Annotated in this window: 10 protein-coding genes and 1 riboswitch; of the genes, 8 read left to right on the top strand and 2 right to left on the bottom strand. The window is 30.1% G+C overall.

The features are described from left to right. Window positions 1-223 precede the first annotated feature (223 nt). The 4 genes from Q0V24_RS06075 to Q0V24_RS06090 all read left to right on the top strand — a co-directional run bounded on the left by Q0V24_RS06075 (window position 224) and on the right by Q0V24_RS06090 (window position 8,338). Window positions 224-1,456 (top strand): cation:proton antiporter, encoded by a 1,233-nt coding sequence (locus tag Q0V24_RS06075; RefSeq protein WP_297519019.1) that lies wholly within the window; start codon window positions 224-226, stop codon window positions 1,454-1,456. Between the two features lie 200 nt (window positions 1,457-1,656). Next, window positions 1,657-3,810, top strand: a complete 2,154-nt coding sequence (locus tag Q0V24_RS06080; RefSeq protein WP_297519017.1) for a YhgE/Pip domain-containing protein — start codon at window positions 1,657-1,659, stop codon at window positions 3,808-3,810. Between the two features lie 11 nt (window positions 3,811-3,821). After that, window positions 3,822-5,981 (top strand): YhgE/Pip domain-containing protein, encoded by a 2,160-nt coding sequence (locus tag Q0V24_RS06085; protein WP_297519015.1) that lies wholly within the window; start codon window positions 3,822-3,824, stop codon window positions 5,979-5,981. Window positions 5,982-6,154: 173 nt separating this feature from the next. Next, window positions 6,155-8,338 (top strand): vWA domain-containing protein, encoded by a 2,184-nt coding sequence (locus Q0V24_RS06090; protein ID WP_297519013.1) that lies wholly within the window; start codon window positions 6,155-6,157, stop codon window positions 8,336-8,338. A 78-nt stretch (window positions 8,339-8,416) separates the two neighbouring features. On the opposite strand, the gene Q0V24_RS06095 is transcribed toward Q0V24_RS06090, so the two are convergent. Continuing rightward, window positions 8,417-9,004: a DUF4489 domain-containing protein gene (locus tag Q0V24_RS06095; RefSeq protein WP_297519011.1), complete on the bottom strand. Its 588-nt coding sequence runs from the start codon at window positions 9,002-9,004 to the stop codon at window positions 8,417-8,419. A gap of 103 nt (window positions 9,005-9,107) precedes the next feature. Continuing rightward, entirely contained in the window at window positions 9,108-9,899 is a 792-nt protein-coding gene (locus Q0V24_RS06100) for a hypothetical protein (protein ID WP_297519009.1), read from the bottom strand. Between the two features lie 132 nt (window positions 9,900-10,031). After that, window positions 10,032-10,132, top strand: a riboswitch (SAM riboswitch). A 96-nt stretch (window positions 10,133-10,228) separates the two neighbouring features. Here Q0V24_RS06100 and metF point away from each other — a divergent pair. From metF to Q0V24_RS06120, 4 genes are read left to right on the top strand one after another with little or no spacing between them, the layout of a single operon-like run. Next, window positions 10,229-11,113, top strand: a complete 885-nt coding sequence (metF, locus tag Q0V24_RS06105) for a methylenetetrahydrofolate reductase [NAD(P)H] (RefSeq protein ID WP_297519007.1) — start codon at window positions 10,229-10,231, stop codon at window positions 11,111-11,113. 13 nt (window positions 11,114-11,126) lie between these two features. Then, window positions 11,127-11,579, top strand: a complete 453-nt coding sequence (locus Q0V24_RS06110) for an S-ribosylhomocysteine lyase (protein WP_297519004.1) — start codon at window positions 11,127-11,129, stop codon at window positions 11,577-11,579. 52 nt (window positions 11,580-11,631) lie between these two features. Further along, window positions 11,632-12,309 (top strand): vitamin B12 dependent-methionine synthase activation domain-containing protein, encoded by a 678-nt coding sequence (locus Q0V24_RS06115; protein ID WP_297519002.1) that lies wholly within the window; start codon window positions 11,632-11,634, stop codon window positions 12,307-12,309. Continuing rightward, on the top strand, window positions 12,299-14,683 hold the full coding sequence (locus tag Q0V24_RS06120; protein ID WP_297519000.1) for a homocysteine S-methyltransferase family protein: 2,385 nt from the start codon (window positions 12,299-12,301) through the stop codon (window positions 14,681-14,683). Before Q0V24_RS06115 ends, Q0V24_RS06120 begins: the two co-directional genes overlap by 11 nt. Window positions 14,684-14,761 lie beyond the last annotated feature (78 nt).

Below are 14,761 nucleotides of genomic sequence, written 5' to 3' on the forward strand. Positions count from 1 at the left end.
ATAATATATAAACCTTTAATAAAGTGTTAATAATTGTTAATAAATACAAAAAATGGAGGTATAGAGAGGTACACAGAGGATAGAAATGTATTTTAGCTATGTAAAGGTAACAATGAATTAAAATAGATAGAAATCTAAAGAAAGGGATAAAAAGGGGGTTTGTAGAGAAGTTAAAATAGGAATATAATTTTCTTTAGAATTCAATTTAAGGGGGACAATTGTAATGTCACATAAATTTTTGCTAGACATTGCAATTATTTTGCTAAGCACTAAACTTTTAGGCTTAATTACAAAAAAATTGCATATGCCACAAGTCGTAGGGGCTTTAATTGCAGGTCTTGTACTTGGACCTGCAGCATTAGATATTTTGCATGAAACTGATTTTATTCAGCAAATTGCGTCACTTGGAGTTATAGTTTTAATGTTTACAGCAGGACTAGAAACAGATATAAAAGAACTTAAAAAGACAGGGAAAGTTTCATTTTGCGTTGCTATAATGGGAGTTTTGTTACCTTTAATCGGGGGATTTATAGTATCACATTTCTTTAATGATGGTGTAGGTGGAAAAGCTATGCTAGAAAATATTTTTATAGGGATTATTTTAACTGCAACTTCAGTAAGTATTACTGTTGAAACTTTAAAAGAGCTTGGTAAGCTTAATACAAGAGCTGGTAATACAATACTTGGAGCAGCACTGATAGATGATATCCTTGGAATAATAGGTCTTACTTTGATAACAAGTATGGCAGATTCTTCTGTAAATGTGGGAATAGTTCTTCTAAAGATAATTTTATTCTTTGTATTTGCCGCTATTATGGGGGTTGTTTTCCATTTTGTTTTCATGAAGTGGGTTGCAAATTATAAGGCTGATTTAAGAAGATTTGTTATAGTTGCTTTTGCATTATGTTTACTTCTTTCATTTGTTGCTGAGGAGTTCTTTGGAGTAGCAGATATAACAGGTGCTTTTATAGCAGGTCTGATTATATCGAATACAGCAAAAACACATTATATAAATGCTAGATTTGAAACCTTATCATATATGATTTTATCACCTATATTCTTTGCGAGTATTGGGATAAAAGTTGAACTTACAGAGATGAATGGTACTATAGTATTATTTACATTGTTACTTTTAATAATAGCAGTTACAACTAAAGTATTTGGTTGTGCTTTAGGTGCAAAACTTTGTAAGTATAATAATAAAGAGGCTTTCCAAATTGGAACGGGAATGGTTTCAAGAGGTGAAGTTGCCTTGATCGTTGCAAGTAAAGGGATAGCTGTTGGGCTTATGAATCCTAAGTTTCTTGCACCAGTTGTCATAGTTGTTGTTGTAACTACTATAGTTACACCAGTAATGCTTAAATTTATATTTAGAAATGATGATAAAGGCAATGGGGAAGATGATACTAGTTTAGTTGATAAGTATGAGACGGTAACTAGAGAGAAAGTTTATTAAATAGAGTAAAATAGCTTACTAATGCGGATTAGTAAGCTATTTTTTTGTGTTTAGTGTTAGTAAGGTTTTATTAAGTGTAAATTAGTTTACTTGTAAACTAATTTTTGATATATTTAATATAAGAAATAAAATTTATTTTAAATAAATTTCACTAAATAAGAAGACACTATAATATTAAACAAAAGAGGAGGCGATGTTACATGAGGAATGTTTTCAAAGTTTTTAAAAGAGATATTAAGAGTATTTTTACAAATCCAATAGCACTTTTAATAATTGTAGGGCTTTGCATTATTCCATCTTTGTATGCTTGGATTAATATAAAAGCAGCTTGGGATCCGTATTCAAATACAGGAACACTACCAGTTGCGGTCATTAATGAAGATAAAGGTGCGACACTTGCAGGGAAAAACATAAATATAGGTGATGGTATAATAGATGAGCTTCATTCAAATGATAAAATTGGATGGAAGTTTGTGAGCAAGGAAGAAGGAAATGTAGGTCTTGTTGATGGTAAGTATTATGCTATGATTGAAATTCCAGCAAACTTTTCAGAAAGTTTAGCTAGTATAACTACAGAAAATCCTACAAAAGCAGATATTATTTATAAAGTTAATACAAAGGTAAACCCGGTAGCAAATAAAATTACGGAAGTTGCTGAACAAACATTAGTCACTCAAATTAAAACGAGTTTTGTTGAATCTGTTAACTCAGAGTTATTTACAAAATTAAATGCGGTTGGTGATAAATTAAATGAGAATAAGCAAAATATAATTAATCTTAAAGAGTCAATCATTAATATTAATAATAATATGGGACTTATAAATAATGTTTTAAATGGTGTTAGTTCAGGAGCAACTAGTCTTGGGACATATATAAATACAGTTAAAACTGCATTGCCAGCAATTAGCTCAAGTCTTAGTAATGTTCAAAGTATTACAGTAAATACAAGTTCAATTATTGATAATACAAATTCTACTTTAAATTCAGCATTTAATAATATTAGTGTGAATTTAAGTACTGCGAAAGCGAATGTCCAAAATGTTCAAAATTCTTTAGCAGGTCTTAATACAGATAATGTTACAGCAGAGCAAGCAAAGGCTACAATTGCTAATGCAAAGAATAGACTTACTAATGTTGAGACATCACTGAGTGCTATTACTACTTTCTTAGAAAAGATAAATGGGACAGTAAATAATAAGTATGTAACACAAATGATTACTAATGTTACAAATATTAAGAATTCAGTTTCTAATCAAATTAAAAGTTTAGGAATTGCATCAGGTAGTATTGACCAAGCAGGAAAAGTTAAAGAATCAGTTATTACAGGTTTAACTGATGGAACTAATTCAATTTCTAATTCACTTGGAAATGCTATAGATAATTATAACAACAATACAAAGGGTCAACTTCAATCAATAGGAAGTAACCTTTCAAATACAACTAAAACAGCAGCAGGCCTTATAAATGAGGCTAATGGGCTTGTAGGAAAAGTTCAGGATGTTGTTAATTCAGCTAGTTCAAATACACAGATGGCCGCAAGGACAGCTGCAAGTTTAAAAACTACATTAAATCAATTTACTGGAGTTATATCAGAACTTGCAAAAAATCTTGGAAGTATAAGTAATGATAATTTAGACCAAATGATAGCTGTACTTCAAGGAAATCCAGCTATTATGGGTAATTTCATTTCAACACCATTTAATATACACCAAGAATCAATATTTAAAATTGATAATTATGGTTCAGGAATGACACCTATATATACAGTGTTAGCACTTTGGGTTGGTTCACTTTTACTAACTTCACTTTTAAAAACTAATCCTCCTAATTTTGAAGGATTAGAGAAAATTAGTATTAGAGAAAGATATTTTGGAAAGTTACTTACATTTATGGTTATAGCAATTATTCAGGCTATAATAGTTGCACTAGGAGATAAGTATCTTTTAGGAGTTCAAGCAGCTAGTGTTCCATTATTAGTTGGAGTATCAATAGCAACCGCTATAACTTTCAGTATTATAATCTTTACTTTAGTTTCTATTTTTGGAAACTTTGGAAAAGCTATTGCGATAGTTTTAATGGTTATTCAGATTGCAGGAACTGGTGGGACTTATCCAATTCAAGTTTTACCATTATTCTTTAGAATTATAGAACCTTTAATGCCTTTTAGTTATGCAGTAAATGTATTTAGAGAAGCAATTGCAGGACCTATATTCTCTCATGTGGCAAGTGATTTGATTGCACTCGCTACGTTTTCAATTATATTCTTACTTTTAGGATATTTCTTTAAACCTAAGTTACATGGTAAGTTAACTAAATTTGAAGAGAAATTTGAAGAGTCAGGAATTGGGGAATAGGAGGTGAGTGTATGAAAAAGATATTTAAGATTTTTACTAAAGATTTAAAAAAGATATTTACGAATAGAGCGGCGATACTTGTTATAGTTGGGATATGTTTTATTCCTTCACTATATGCTTGGATCACTCTTAAAGCTAACTGGAATCCATATGTGAATACAGCTAATATAGCTATTGGTGTTGTTAATGAAGATATGGGGACAATAGTTAATGGAAAGATTATGAATGTTGGAGATCAAGTTATGGATGAGCTTAAAACCAATACAAGTATAGGTTGGAAGCCTACAACTGTAGAGGCTGGGGATGCACAACTTAGGGATGGTAAGTATTATGCACTTATTATAATTCCAAAAGATTTTTCACAAGATTTAGCATCACTTACAACAGCTAATACTATGAGACCAACAATAATATATAAAGTTAATGATAAGACTAATATTATTGCTACAAAAATTACAGAGGTAGCAAATGAACAGTTAACTAATCAGATTACAGATAATTTTGTAAAAGCAGTTAATGAGCAAACTATAGCACTTGGAAATAGTTTAGGTAAAAAACTTAAAACTAGTGAGCCAGTTTTAAATCAGCTTAAAAGTGTTATGGATTCAGCTGATACAAAAATTTCAGAGATAAAGGGTAACATAAATAATTCAAGTGAGAGTGCAACAAAGCTTTCTAATTATCTTGATATTATGAAACATGATTTACCTCAAATAACAGGACAAATAAATTCATTACAATCAGTAGTTGAAGCTAGTAAAAGTCTTATTTCTTCAACACAGAATAATGTAAATTCAGTTGCTAGTTCAATAAGTAGTAATACTCCCAATATTACAAATACTAATAATGAATTATCCAATCTTATAGGTCAGTTAAAGCAGTTAAGTGATACTGCGGGTGATAATTCTAGTCAAAAAGCTATAATTGATAATGCAATTGGTGTTACAAATAAACTTATAGCAGCAGTTGATAAAAATATAAATCTTTTAGAGGGAATAAATAATCAGTTTAAAAATCCTATAATTTCAGCTGGTATTCAAAAGCTAAATGATGTAAAAGCTCTTATTGTTGCAGAGCAAAATCAACTTAGCTCTATAAAAGGTTTATATGAAAAAGGGGAAGCTAAAGCAGCAGATGTAAATGCTAAGCTTACAGGACTTCAAACTATGAATACAAATCTTATGAATAGTGTAACTGCACTATCAAGTAACATGTATTCAAGTGTGGTTCCAACTGTAAATAATTTATCATCAAATCTTACACAAGGTTTAAACAATGCAAATTCATTGTTAGAAAGCAGTAAATCATTAGTTCCACAACTTCAATCACTTGCAAACTTTGGTATTTCAACAAGTGATATGACAGTTTCAAAAGCTAATGAATTAAAGACAAAGATTAATGGATTTAAAAATACACTTGACGAACTGCAAGAAAAAGCAGGGCAGGTTAATGATGCAGATTTAAATAAAATGATAGATATGCTTAGTAAAAATCCAGGGAAAATTTCTTCATTCTTAGCTTCACCTATAAATGTTAAACAAGAAGAAATTTATGGTAGTTTTGCATTTGGTGTTGGAATTATGCCATTCTATACTGTTCTTGCAATATGGGTAGGTTCACTTTTACTTACTTCATTATTTACAGTAGAAGCAAAAAACAATGAGGAGGATAAGCCTAATCATTTACAAGTTCATTTTGGAAAGATGTTACTATTCTTAACATTATCATTTGTTCAGACAACTATAGTAACTCTTGGAGATAAATTTGTTTTAGGTTTTAGTCCTTATAATATGTGGCTTATGATGGGAATAGCTTGGCTATGTTCATTCACATTTACAATGATAATTTATACTCTTGTTTCATTATTTGGAAGCATGGGAAAAGCATTATGTGTTGTAATCATGGTATTCCAAGTTGCAGGGTCTGGGGCTATATATCCAATTCAAACAAACCCAGAAATATTTAGACAACTTGAGTTCTTATGGCCATTTAAATATGCGCTTGATGGATTTAGAGAGGCAATAGCAGGTCCGATTTGGAGTTATGTGCAAAATGATGTTATATCATTATTAATATTTGCAGGAGTATTCTTCTTACTTGGATTCTTAAAGCCACTGCTTCATAAGCAAACACACTTTATGGAAACTAAATTTAAAGAATCAGGATTATAAAAATAAGGTAAAAAGATTGCATGAGAGTGCAATCTTTTTATTTTTTATAAATTTTGATTCTTTAAAATATTAAAAAATAATATAGAATCAAAAAAATACATTAAAAAGTTCTATTCTTCATATATTTAAATAAAATGAAGGAATTTTGTAGTAATAGTTTAGGAGAAATTGTGATGAAGGTAGGAAGGACTAATATTGAATTTTTAGGCCAAAAAAATTTGATGTTCGAAAGTAATAATAAAAATTGTAAGTTTTATTCTTTAAAGTTAAATGCTGAATCAACAAATTGTATAAATCACCATATACTTTTAATTGATGTTTCAAAGAGTATGGGGGATGTTATTGATAAGCTTAAAAAAAGCATGAAAGAGACTTTGAAAGTTTTGAAAAAAGAAGAAAACAACTATGTTTCTATAATTCTTTATTCAGGAGAGAAAGATGTTACTCTTATTGCAAGGGCTATTAAGTGTGATGATAATTCATATAGGTTAACAAGAATATATAAGAACATAGATGAAGAAGTTTATTCAAGAGAAAATACTGTGCTTTCTAGTGCTTTAAAAAGAACTGAAGAAATAATTGAAGATATGGATATAGAGGGCGTAAAGCAACATATAATTTTATTTACAGATGGATATATAGCAGAGCTAGATAACCAAAAAGCTGAGAGAAAAAGTTGTTTTGATATAGTTAAAAGATTAAGAAAAAGACAAGTATCACTTAGTGCTATAGGACTTGGGTTTTATTATGATAGAAGTTTTCTAAAGGAAGTGTCGAGTTATTCGTATAATGGGAGTTTTAATCACATTAGTGATATTAAGGACTATTATAAAGTTGCTATAAGTGAGGTTCAAAGAGTCAATAATAGTGAGGAAGTAAATATAGAGATAAGCAATGATGAGTTCTTTATAGTAAATGAAAAGAGAATGTTTTATGATAATAAAAAAATAGAGACTTTAAGTTTAAACAAGGAAAATATAATTGTTGTGTTAAATGATGATTTAGTTATTAATGACCTTAAAGTTAAATCAACTAAAAAGGCTATTAAGAAAGAGTATCTTGATGATTTAAGTTATGCGTTAGCAAGATATTATGTTGCTGTAGATGATATGCACAATATGGAAAATGCCATAGAGCTAAGTGGTGATCAATTTGTATATGATAGCTTAGTTAATTGTAATTCTTTTATAGAAAAAGGCAGAGCAATAGAACTTCTAGAGTCACTTGTAAATGATAGGGATAAAAGATTTAAGTTGGGTGAAAAAAATACTAAGATTATAAAAGATAAAGAGCCAATATGTCTTTTAGAACTTTTAAATGAAATTATGAGTGATGATGAATGTAAGCTTTTATGGGATTATTCATATAAGTATAGGAGGATTGGGGTTAAGGAAAAAGAAGTTAAGGATAAGTATGAGTTTCAAAGACCAGAGGTTGGATTTGGTGAAGTAACAGATATAACTATTGGTGATAAAAAACTGAATATAGGTATGAGAGTTAAGATTAAAGGTGAAGTTCAAAATCAGGTTAATAAATTAAAATTGGATGCTTGCATATATAGAGATTATAAATTAGTTGTTAATGGAAATATAAATACAGATGAAGTTTGTTGTATTCTTTCTAAAAATGCTAAGTCGATTTTAAGAAAAGAAAAACTTATAAAAGGTATTATAAAAGTTTATAACCAAGAGGTTTGTATAATAAATCTGAAAAATATGAAACTTACTAATAAGAAAATTTCAAATTTAATAGATGAGAAAACAATAGCAAGATATCTTTATGATATAGAAAAATTAAAATGTGAAACATGGGTTTTAGATAAGTTTGTAAAAGAGATATTTAAAGAAAAAGATGAAAAATTTGATTTAAGATATGTGACAGAAGAAGAAGTTGAGGCAAGAAGGTTATTTAGAGTTGATAGTAAAGGTGTGTATAATCCTTTGAAAATTGAAAAAGATTTAGATAGACCGTATGAATTTTATATATCAAAAGTAGTTGATTGGAAGATAGAAAAATTCCCAAGAGCAAAAGAGAGAAGTATAGCTTTAGAAAAGTATAGAATGCTTATTGTTGGTGAAGTAAATGAAAGTTATCGACGAGTTAAGAGTAAACTCAAAGAACTTAATAAAGAAAAAAGATATAAACAAAGTATAGTTAATATGATTAAAATATCTAACCGTTTAAATGGTAAGAGTGTGTTTATTTGGGATACTATTAACGAAAAAAAGAAAATTGAAACTGATATAGAGATTAAAAAGAATATGGTTGTTGGTGGTACTGTTAAGATAAGTCTTAAAGAACTTGATGGAATAAAAATTAGAGAAGATTTTTATGAGGTAATAAATAAATATAACTAATAAAAAGGGAGTTGCCTGTGCACCTCCCTTTTTATTAAGTTTTTATTCACTTATAAATTATCAGGAGTTTGCTTTAAATTAGCATCCTGATTTAGCCATAGCGCATAATGTTGGATTTTTAACATCAAATATTAAAAGCTCTAATGGTGTATGAACTACATTTACTATTCTTACTGAATAAGTTGTACATGCAGGACAAGCATTACCTTCTATTTTTTTGAAGCTAAAGTTGTGTGTTACTTCATCATTAGCAACTGCTGCTTGATTAAAGTGTGAGTAAGTCCATGTTCCACAAACTGTTTCGCATCCATTTTCGCATTTAACAAGTTCAAATTCTATTCTTGCTGGCATTGTTTGAGCAGCAGCGAATTTAATAAATACTTGAGCTGAAAATTCTATTTGAGATACAGGGTTTTTTAAACAACTTGTATCAAGTGTTAGACATACAAGTGATTTAGGGTTAACAGTTACAGCGATAGCTCCTGTTATATCAAATGAATGAGGAACATTAGTTGTTGAACCAGAAGAAGCTTCAAATAATACAGGGTGAGCACAAGGGCTTAGTTTAGTTACACATTTTGAATATTTTCTAGGCTCACAGTCACAATAAATTGGATCTGGTGTACAGCAACAGTTAGGGTCTTCGTTACAATAATTAAGTTTCATAATAAAATTTACCTCCGTTTTATCTTAAGTTATTAATTTATTTGCTTTGCATAGTATATACTATGTTAGGTAAACTACTTTGACACAATTTTAATATAATATTTTATTGTTTAATAATTCTTGCTACAAGCCCTTTTTTAGTATCAAAACCAACTTCTACATGAGCAATTTCATTAGCTGTTTTAATGTTTCCACAAGCATCATACTCAGCTACTACATTAGCATCACCACAAGGTTCTGGTATGAAAACTTTTTGATTTTGAAGGATAGAAAGTCCAAGAGTTATAATAAGTTTTGTTACATATTCTTTAGAATTTGAATATTCTATTTCCTCAAATTCTTCTTTAAGTTTAGTATATTCATGAACCCAAAAAAGTTTTTCAGCTGGTGAAAAAAAATGTTCTGAGGAACAGTTATTTTTTGAATTACTTTTATATTCTGTATCATATTTAGGTTCATTTGAATAAGTAATATCTACTATTGTTTTAAATGGAATAGTTATAAGAGTATTTTCTTCCTTTCTTTGCACATCAAAACATATCAAAAGTTTCTTTTCAACATAACCTTCAATTAGTAGCTTTCTATTTTTTGCGACAAGCTTAAATTTTTTGACAATGATTTTACTTTCCTTTGTTTTTATAGAGTGGATAGGATATTTGTATTTAAGTTCGCAATATATGTCTGTTTCAAATTCAGATAAAATTACAGGAAAGACTCCAACTAGATGTCCAGAAGAGCCCATTGGTGTTTTAAATTTTGTTTTATTATAGTTTAAGTTTTGTGGCTCTTGGGATTCTGAACAATTGCTTTTTTTAGATTCATTTATAGTAGGATTTTCTTTTGTTTTTGCAGTAAAGATTCTAGTTTGTTTATTTAAATCATTAGATTCCATCATTCCTCCAAGTTAAAAATGTTTAGTTTTGAAAACTATATTATTAGTTATAATATTCAATATTTTTGAAAATGATATTAAAATATATTTATTTACAATTAAAAGGAAATAATGTATAATATTAGAAAAAAGAATAACTTATCTAGAGTGGTGGAGGGACTGGCCCTATGAAGCCCAGCAACCAATAGTATTTTTACTATGGGTGCTAAGTCCTGCAGATTTCTGAGAGATAAGGGTAAAAATTTGTGCGATATTTCGTGCCTAAAGGATACTCCCTTTAGGCATTTTTTTATTTTTTTTGTTTTAGCAATAAGCATTTGGGGGTAATTTAAATGAGAATAAAAGAACTTTTTGATAGTAAGGAATTAGTTTTTTCCTTTGAGGTTTTTCCGCCTAAGGCAAGTTCATCTATTGATGTTATCTATAAAACTTTAGATGAATTAAAGGGTCTTAGTCCAGATTTTATTAGCGTTACTTATGGGGCTGGTGGAAATAGTAAGGATAATAGAACTGCTGAGATAGCAGGACTTATAAAAAATAAGTATGGAATTGAATCACTTGCACATTTAACTTGTATAAACTCAAGTGAAGATGAAGTGAGAGAGATTCTTGAAAATCTAAAGAAGAATAATGTGAATAATATTCTTGCACTTCGAGGTGACATACCAGAGGGAGAAACTTTGAGAGGGAATTATAGGTATTCAGATGATTTAATTAAAACTGTTAAAGATTTTGGAAGTTTTAATATAGCTGGTGCTTGTTACCCTGAGGGACACAATAAAGATGAGAGTTTAGATAAGCATATTGATATGCTTAAAAGAAAAGTTGATGCAGGGGCAGAGCATTTAATATCACAACTCTTTTTTGATAATGATGATTTTTATAGATTTTTAGATAAATCTAAAAACTTAGGTCTTGATGTACCTATTCAGGCAGGGATTATGCCTGTTTTAAATGGAAAGCAAATTGATAGAATTATTTCTATGTGTGGTGTTAAGTTTCCAAATAAGTTTATGAAAATTGTAGATAGATATGGTCATGACAAGATTGCTTTAAGAGATGCAGGTATAGCTTATGCTGTAGAGCAGATAATAGATTTAGCATCTAGTGGAGCTGATGGAATACATCTTTACACAATGAATAATGCTTATGTAGCAAGTAAAATAAATGATAGTGTAACTTCTATAGTTACATCTTTAAATAGAAAGATAGTTTAGGAGGAATTTAAAAATGGAAAAAGTAGAAAGTTTTGAGTTAGATCATAGAATTGTAAAAGCACCGTATGTTAGAAAGTGTTGCACACTTGATGGGGTAAAAGGAGACAAGGTTAGTAAGTATGATTTAAGATTTTTACAACCTAATAAAGAGAGTTTTGGAACAGCAGCGATGCATGGGTTAGAGCATTTACTTGCTACATACTTAAGAGCTGAAATTACAGATATTATAGATATTTCACCTATGGGATGTAGAACTGGTTTTTATTTAAGTGTTTGGGGAGATAAAGACCCAAGTGAAATAAAAAAAGGTTTAGAAAATGCATTAAAGGTAGTATTAGAAGCTACAGAAATTCCAGCAGCAAATGATATTCAGTGTGGAAATTATAAGGATTTATCTTTGTTTGGAGCAAAAGAATATGCAAAAGATGCTTTAGATAAAGGATTTTCTTTAGAGATATACGGTTAAATTTTTAAGGCTATCTTTTAGATAGTCTTATTTTAATAAGTTGGTGATTATTATGGAGAGTATATTTATAGATAAATTAGAAGTGTTAAGGTATCTTGGGCATAAAGGTCAGGATATAGATGCGGATTTAAATTCATTAATTGATAGTTGTATAAATGAAGTTAAAGAAAAAGTAATTCCAAAGCAAGTTTTTGAAACATATGAAATTGAAAGAATTGATGATGCTATTGAAATTAAAGGGACAAGACTTAAATTAGTTGGTGATGACATAGCAAGTTGTCTTGAAAATTGTGATAAGGTAATTCTTATGGCAGTGACTCTTGGAAATGAGATTGAAAAAATGATTAGATTATCACAAAGAAGAGATATGACTAAAACAGTTATACTTGATTCTATTGCAACAACTTACGTTGAGGCAGTTTGTGATAAGATTGAAGATGAGATTTATACAAAGTATAAAAAACTTGGGAAGAGTCTTAGTTTTAGATATAGTCCGGGATATGGAGATTTACCACTTAGTGTTCAAGGTGAATTTTTAGATACTTTAAATGCAAGGCGAGTAATAGGTTTAAATCTTACAAATACAAATCTTTTAACTCCAAGAAAGTCTGTTACAGCAATTCTTGGAGTTAAAAATGAGGAGAGTAAAAGATTTAAAAGAACTTGTGAAAATTGCTTGAATTATAATACATGCAAATTTAGAAAGGATGGTGTTAAGTGTGGGGATTAAGGAAAGAATAGCTTCTGAAATTTTGATTTTTGATGGGGCTATGGGAACTATGCTTCAAAAGAAAGGTTTGAAGCTTGGAGAGAATCCAGAGATTTTTAATATAGAGCAAGAAGAGAAGATATTTGAGGTTCATAAAGAATATATAGATGCTGGTGCAGATATAGTAACTACAAATACTTTTGGTGCAAATGAGAGAAAATTAAATGAAATAGGATTTAGTGTATCTGATATAGTTACAAAGTCTATAGAGATAGCTAAAAGAGCTAGAGGTGATAAGAAAGTCTATATAGCACATGATATAGGGCCTATTGGTGAAATGCTTGAGCCTATGGGGACTTTGAGCTTTGATGAGGCTTATGATGTCTTTAAGAATCAAATGGTTGCAGGTGAGAGAGCTGGAGCAGATTTGTTTATTATAGAAACTATGACTGATTTATATGAAGCAAAGGCGGCGGTTCTTGCTGCAAAAGAAAATACAAGTTTGCCAGTTATAGTATCTATGAGTTTTGAAGCGAATGGAAGAACTTTTACAGGATGTACAGCTCAAAGTATGGTTTTAACTTTAGAAGGTCTTGGTGCGGATGCTATTGGAGTTAACTGTTCTCTTGGACCAGAACAGTTATTCCCGGTTGTGAAGGAGATTGTAAGTCATACAAATTTACCTGTAATTGTTCAGGCCAATGCAGGGCTTCCAGATATTATTAATGGTGAGGCTGTTTACAATATTTCTGCTAAAGAGTTTGCAAAGGGGGCAGAGCATTTCTTTAAGCTTGGAGCGACTATAATTGGTGGATGTTGTGGGACAACTCCAGAATTTATAAGTGAAGTAAAAGAGATTTTAAAAGGAAGAGAAATACCTAAAAGAGAGAGAGTAATTCAAAATGCACTTTGCACACCATCAAAAGTTATTCAGATAGATGGTGTTAGAGTTGTGGGGGAGAGAATTAATCCTACAGGTAAAAAGCTTTTTAAAGAAGCCCTAATCAATGAAGATATGGACTATATACTTAACCAAGCAATAGAGCAGGTTGAGGCAGGGGCAGATATTCTTGATATTAATGTAGGGCTACCAAAGATAGATGAGAAACAAATGATGGTAAATGTTATAAAAGATATACAAGCAGTTCTTGATGTACCACTTCAAATAGATTCAACAAGACCAGAGGTTATAGAGAGTGCATTAAGATATTACAATGGAAAGGCTATTGTAAATTCTATAAATGGTGAAGAAGAAGTTATGGAAGCGATTCTTCCTATAATTAAAAAGTTTGGAGCATCAGTTATAGGACTAACTCTTGATAAAAATGGGATACCGCCAAAGGCTGAGGATAGACTTAAAATAGCAGAGAAGATAGTTAAAAGATGTTTAAGTTATGGAATTAAAAAAGAAGATATTTATATAGATTGTCTTGTTTTAACTGCATCAGCACAGCAAAAAGAAGTTAAAGAAACTTTAAAAGCAGTAACACTAGTTAAAGGAAAATTAGGAGTAAGAACTCTTCTTGGAGTTTCTAATATATCATTTGGTCTTCCAAATAGAAAACTTATAAATGAAACTTTCCTTTCTTTAGCATTTGGTGCAGGTCTTGATTTACCTATAATGAATCCTAATATTCAGGGGATGATGGATGTTGTACATTCATTTAAGGTTCTTAGTAATGAGGATAAAGATTCTGAGAATTTTATAAATATATATGGTGGGACCAATAATGAACCAACTAAAAAGGTTGTATCTAGTAATAATGAAGAACGAGATCTTTTGACAATTGTAGTTAAGGGTTTAAAAGATGAGGCAAAGGGGGCAACACAAAAGCTTTTAAATCATGGAAAAGTAGAGCTAGATATAGTTAACCAAGATTTGATACCAGCACTTGATATTGTTGGTGAAAAATATGAAAAAGGCGAAATATTTCTTCCGCAACTTATAAGGTCAGCGGAAACAGTTAAGGGTGCTTTTGAAGTTTTAAAAGAAAGCCTAGTAAAAAGTGGAGCGGCTAAAATTACGAAAGGTAGACTAATACTAGCAACTGTAAAAGGTGATATTCATGATATAGGAAAAAATATAGTTAAGGTTATTTTAGAGAACTATGGATATGATGTAATTGACCTTGGAAAAGATGTTCCTATAGAAAAGGTTGTTGAGGTTGCAAGAGAAAAGGATATAAAACTTGTTGGGCTTAGTGCACTGATGACCACAACTCTAGTTAGTATGGAAGAAACTATAAAAGCTATAAGAGAAGCTGGACTTGAGACTACTGTATTTGTAGGCGGTGCAGTTCTAACAGAAGATTATGCACAGATGATAGGTGCAGATTATTATGCTAGAGATGCTAAGGAGTCGGTTGAAATAGCAAAGAAAATATTTAATCAATAAAATTAGTTAGTATTATAAATAGGGGGAACATTTCTCACACATTAATCTTAATTACATATAATAATATGAATTAATTAA

Source organism: uncultured Clostridium sp. (genome assembly GCF_947039605.1).
GTDB lineage: Bacteria > Bacillota > Clostridia > Clostridiales > Clostridiaceae > Sarcina.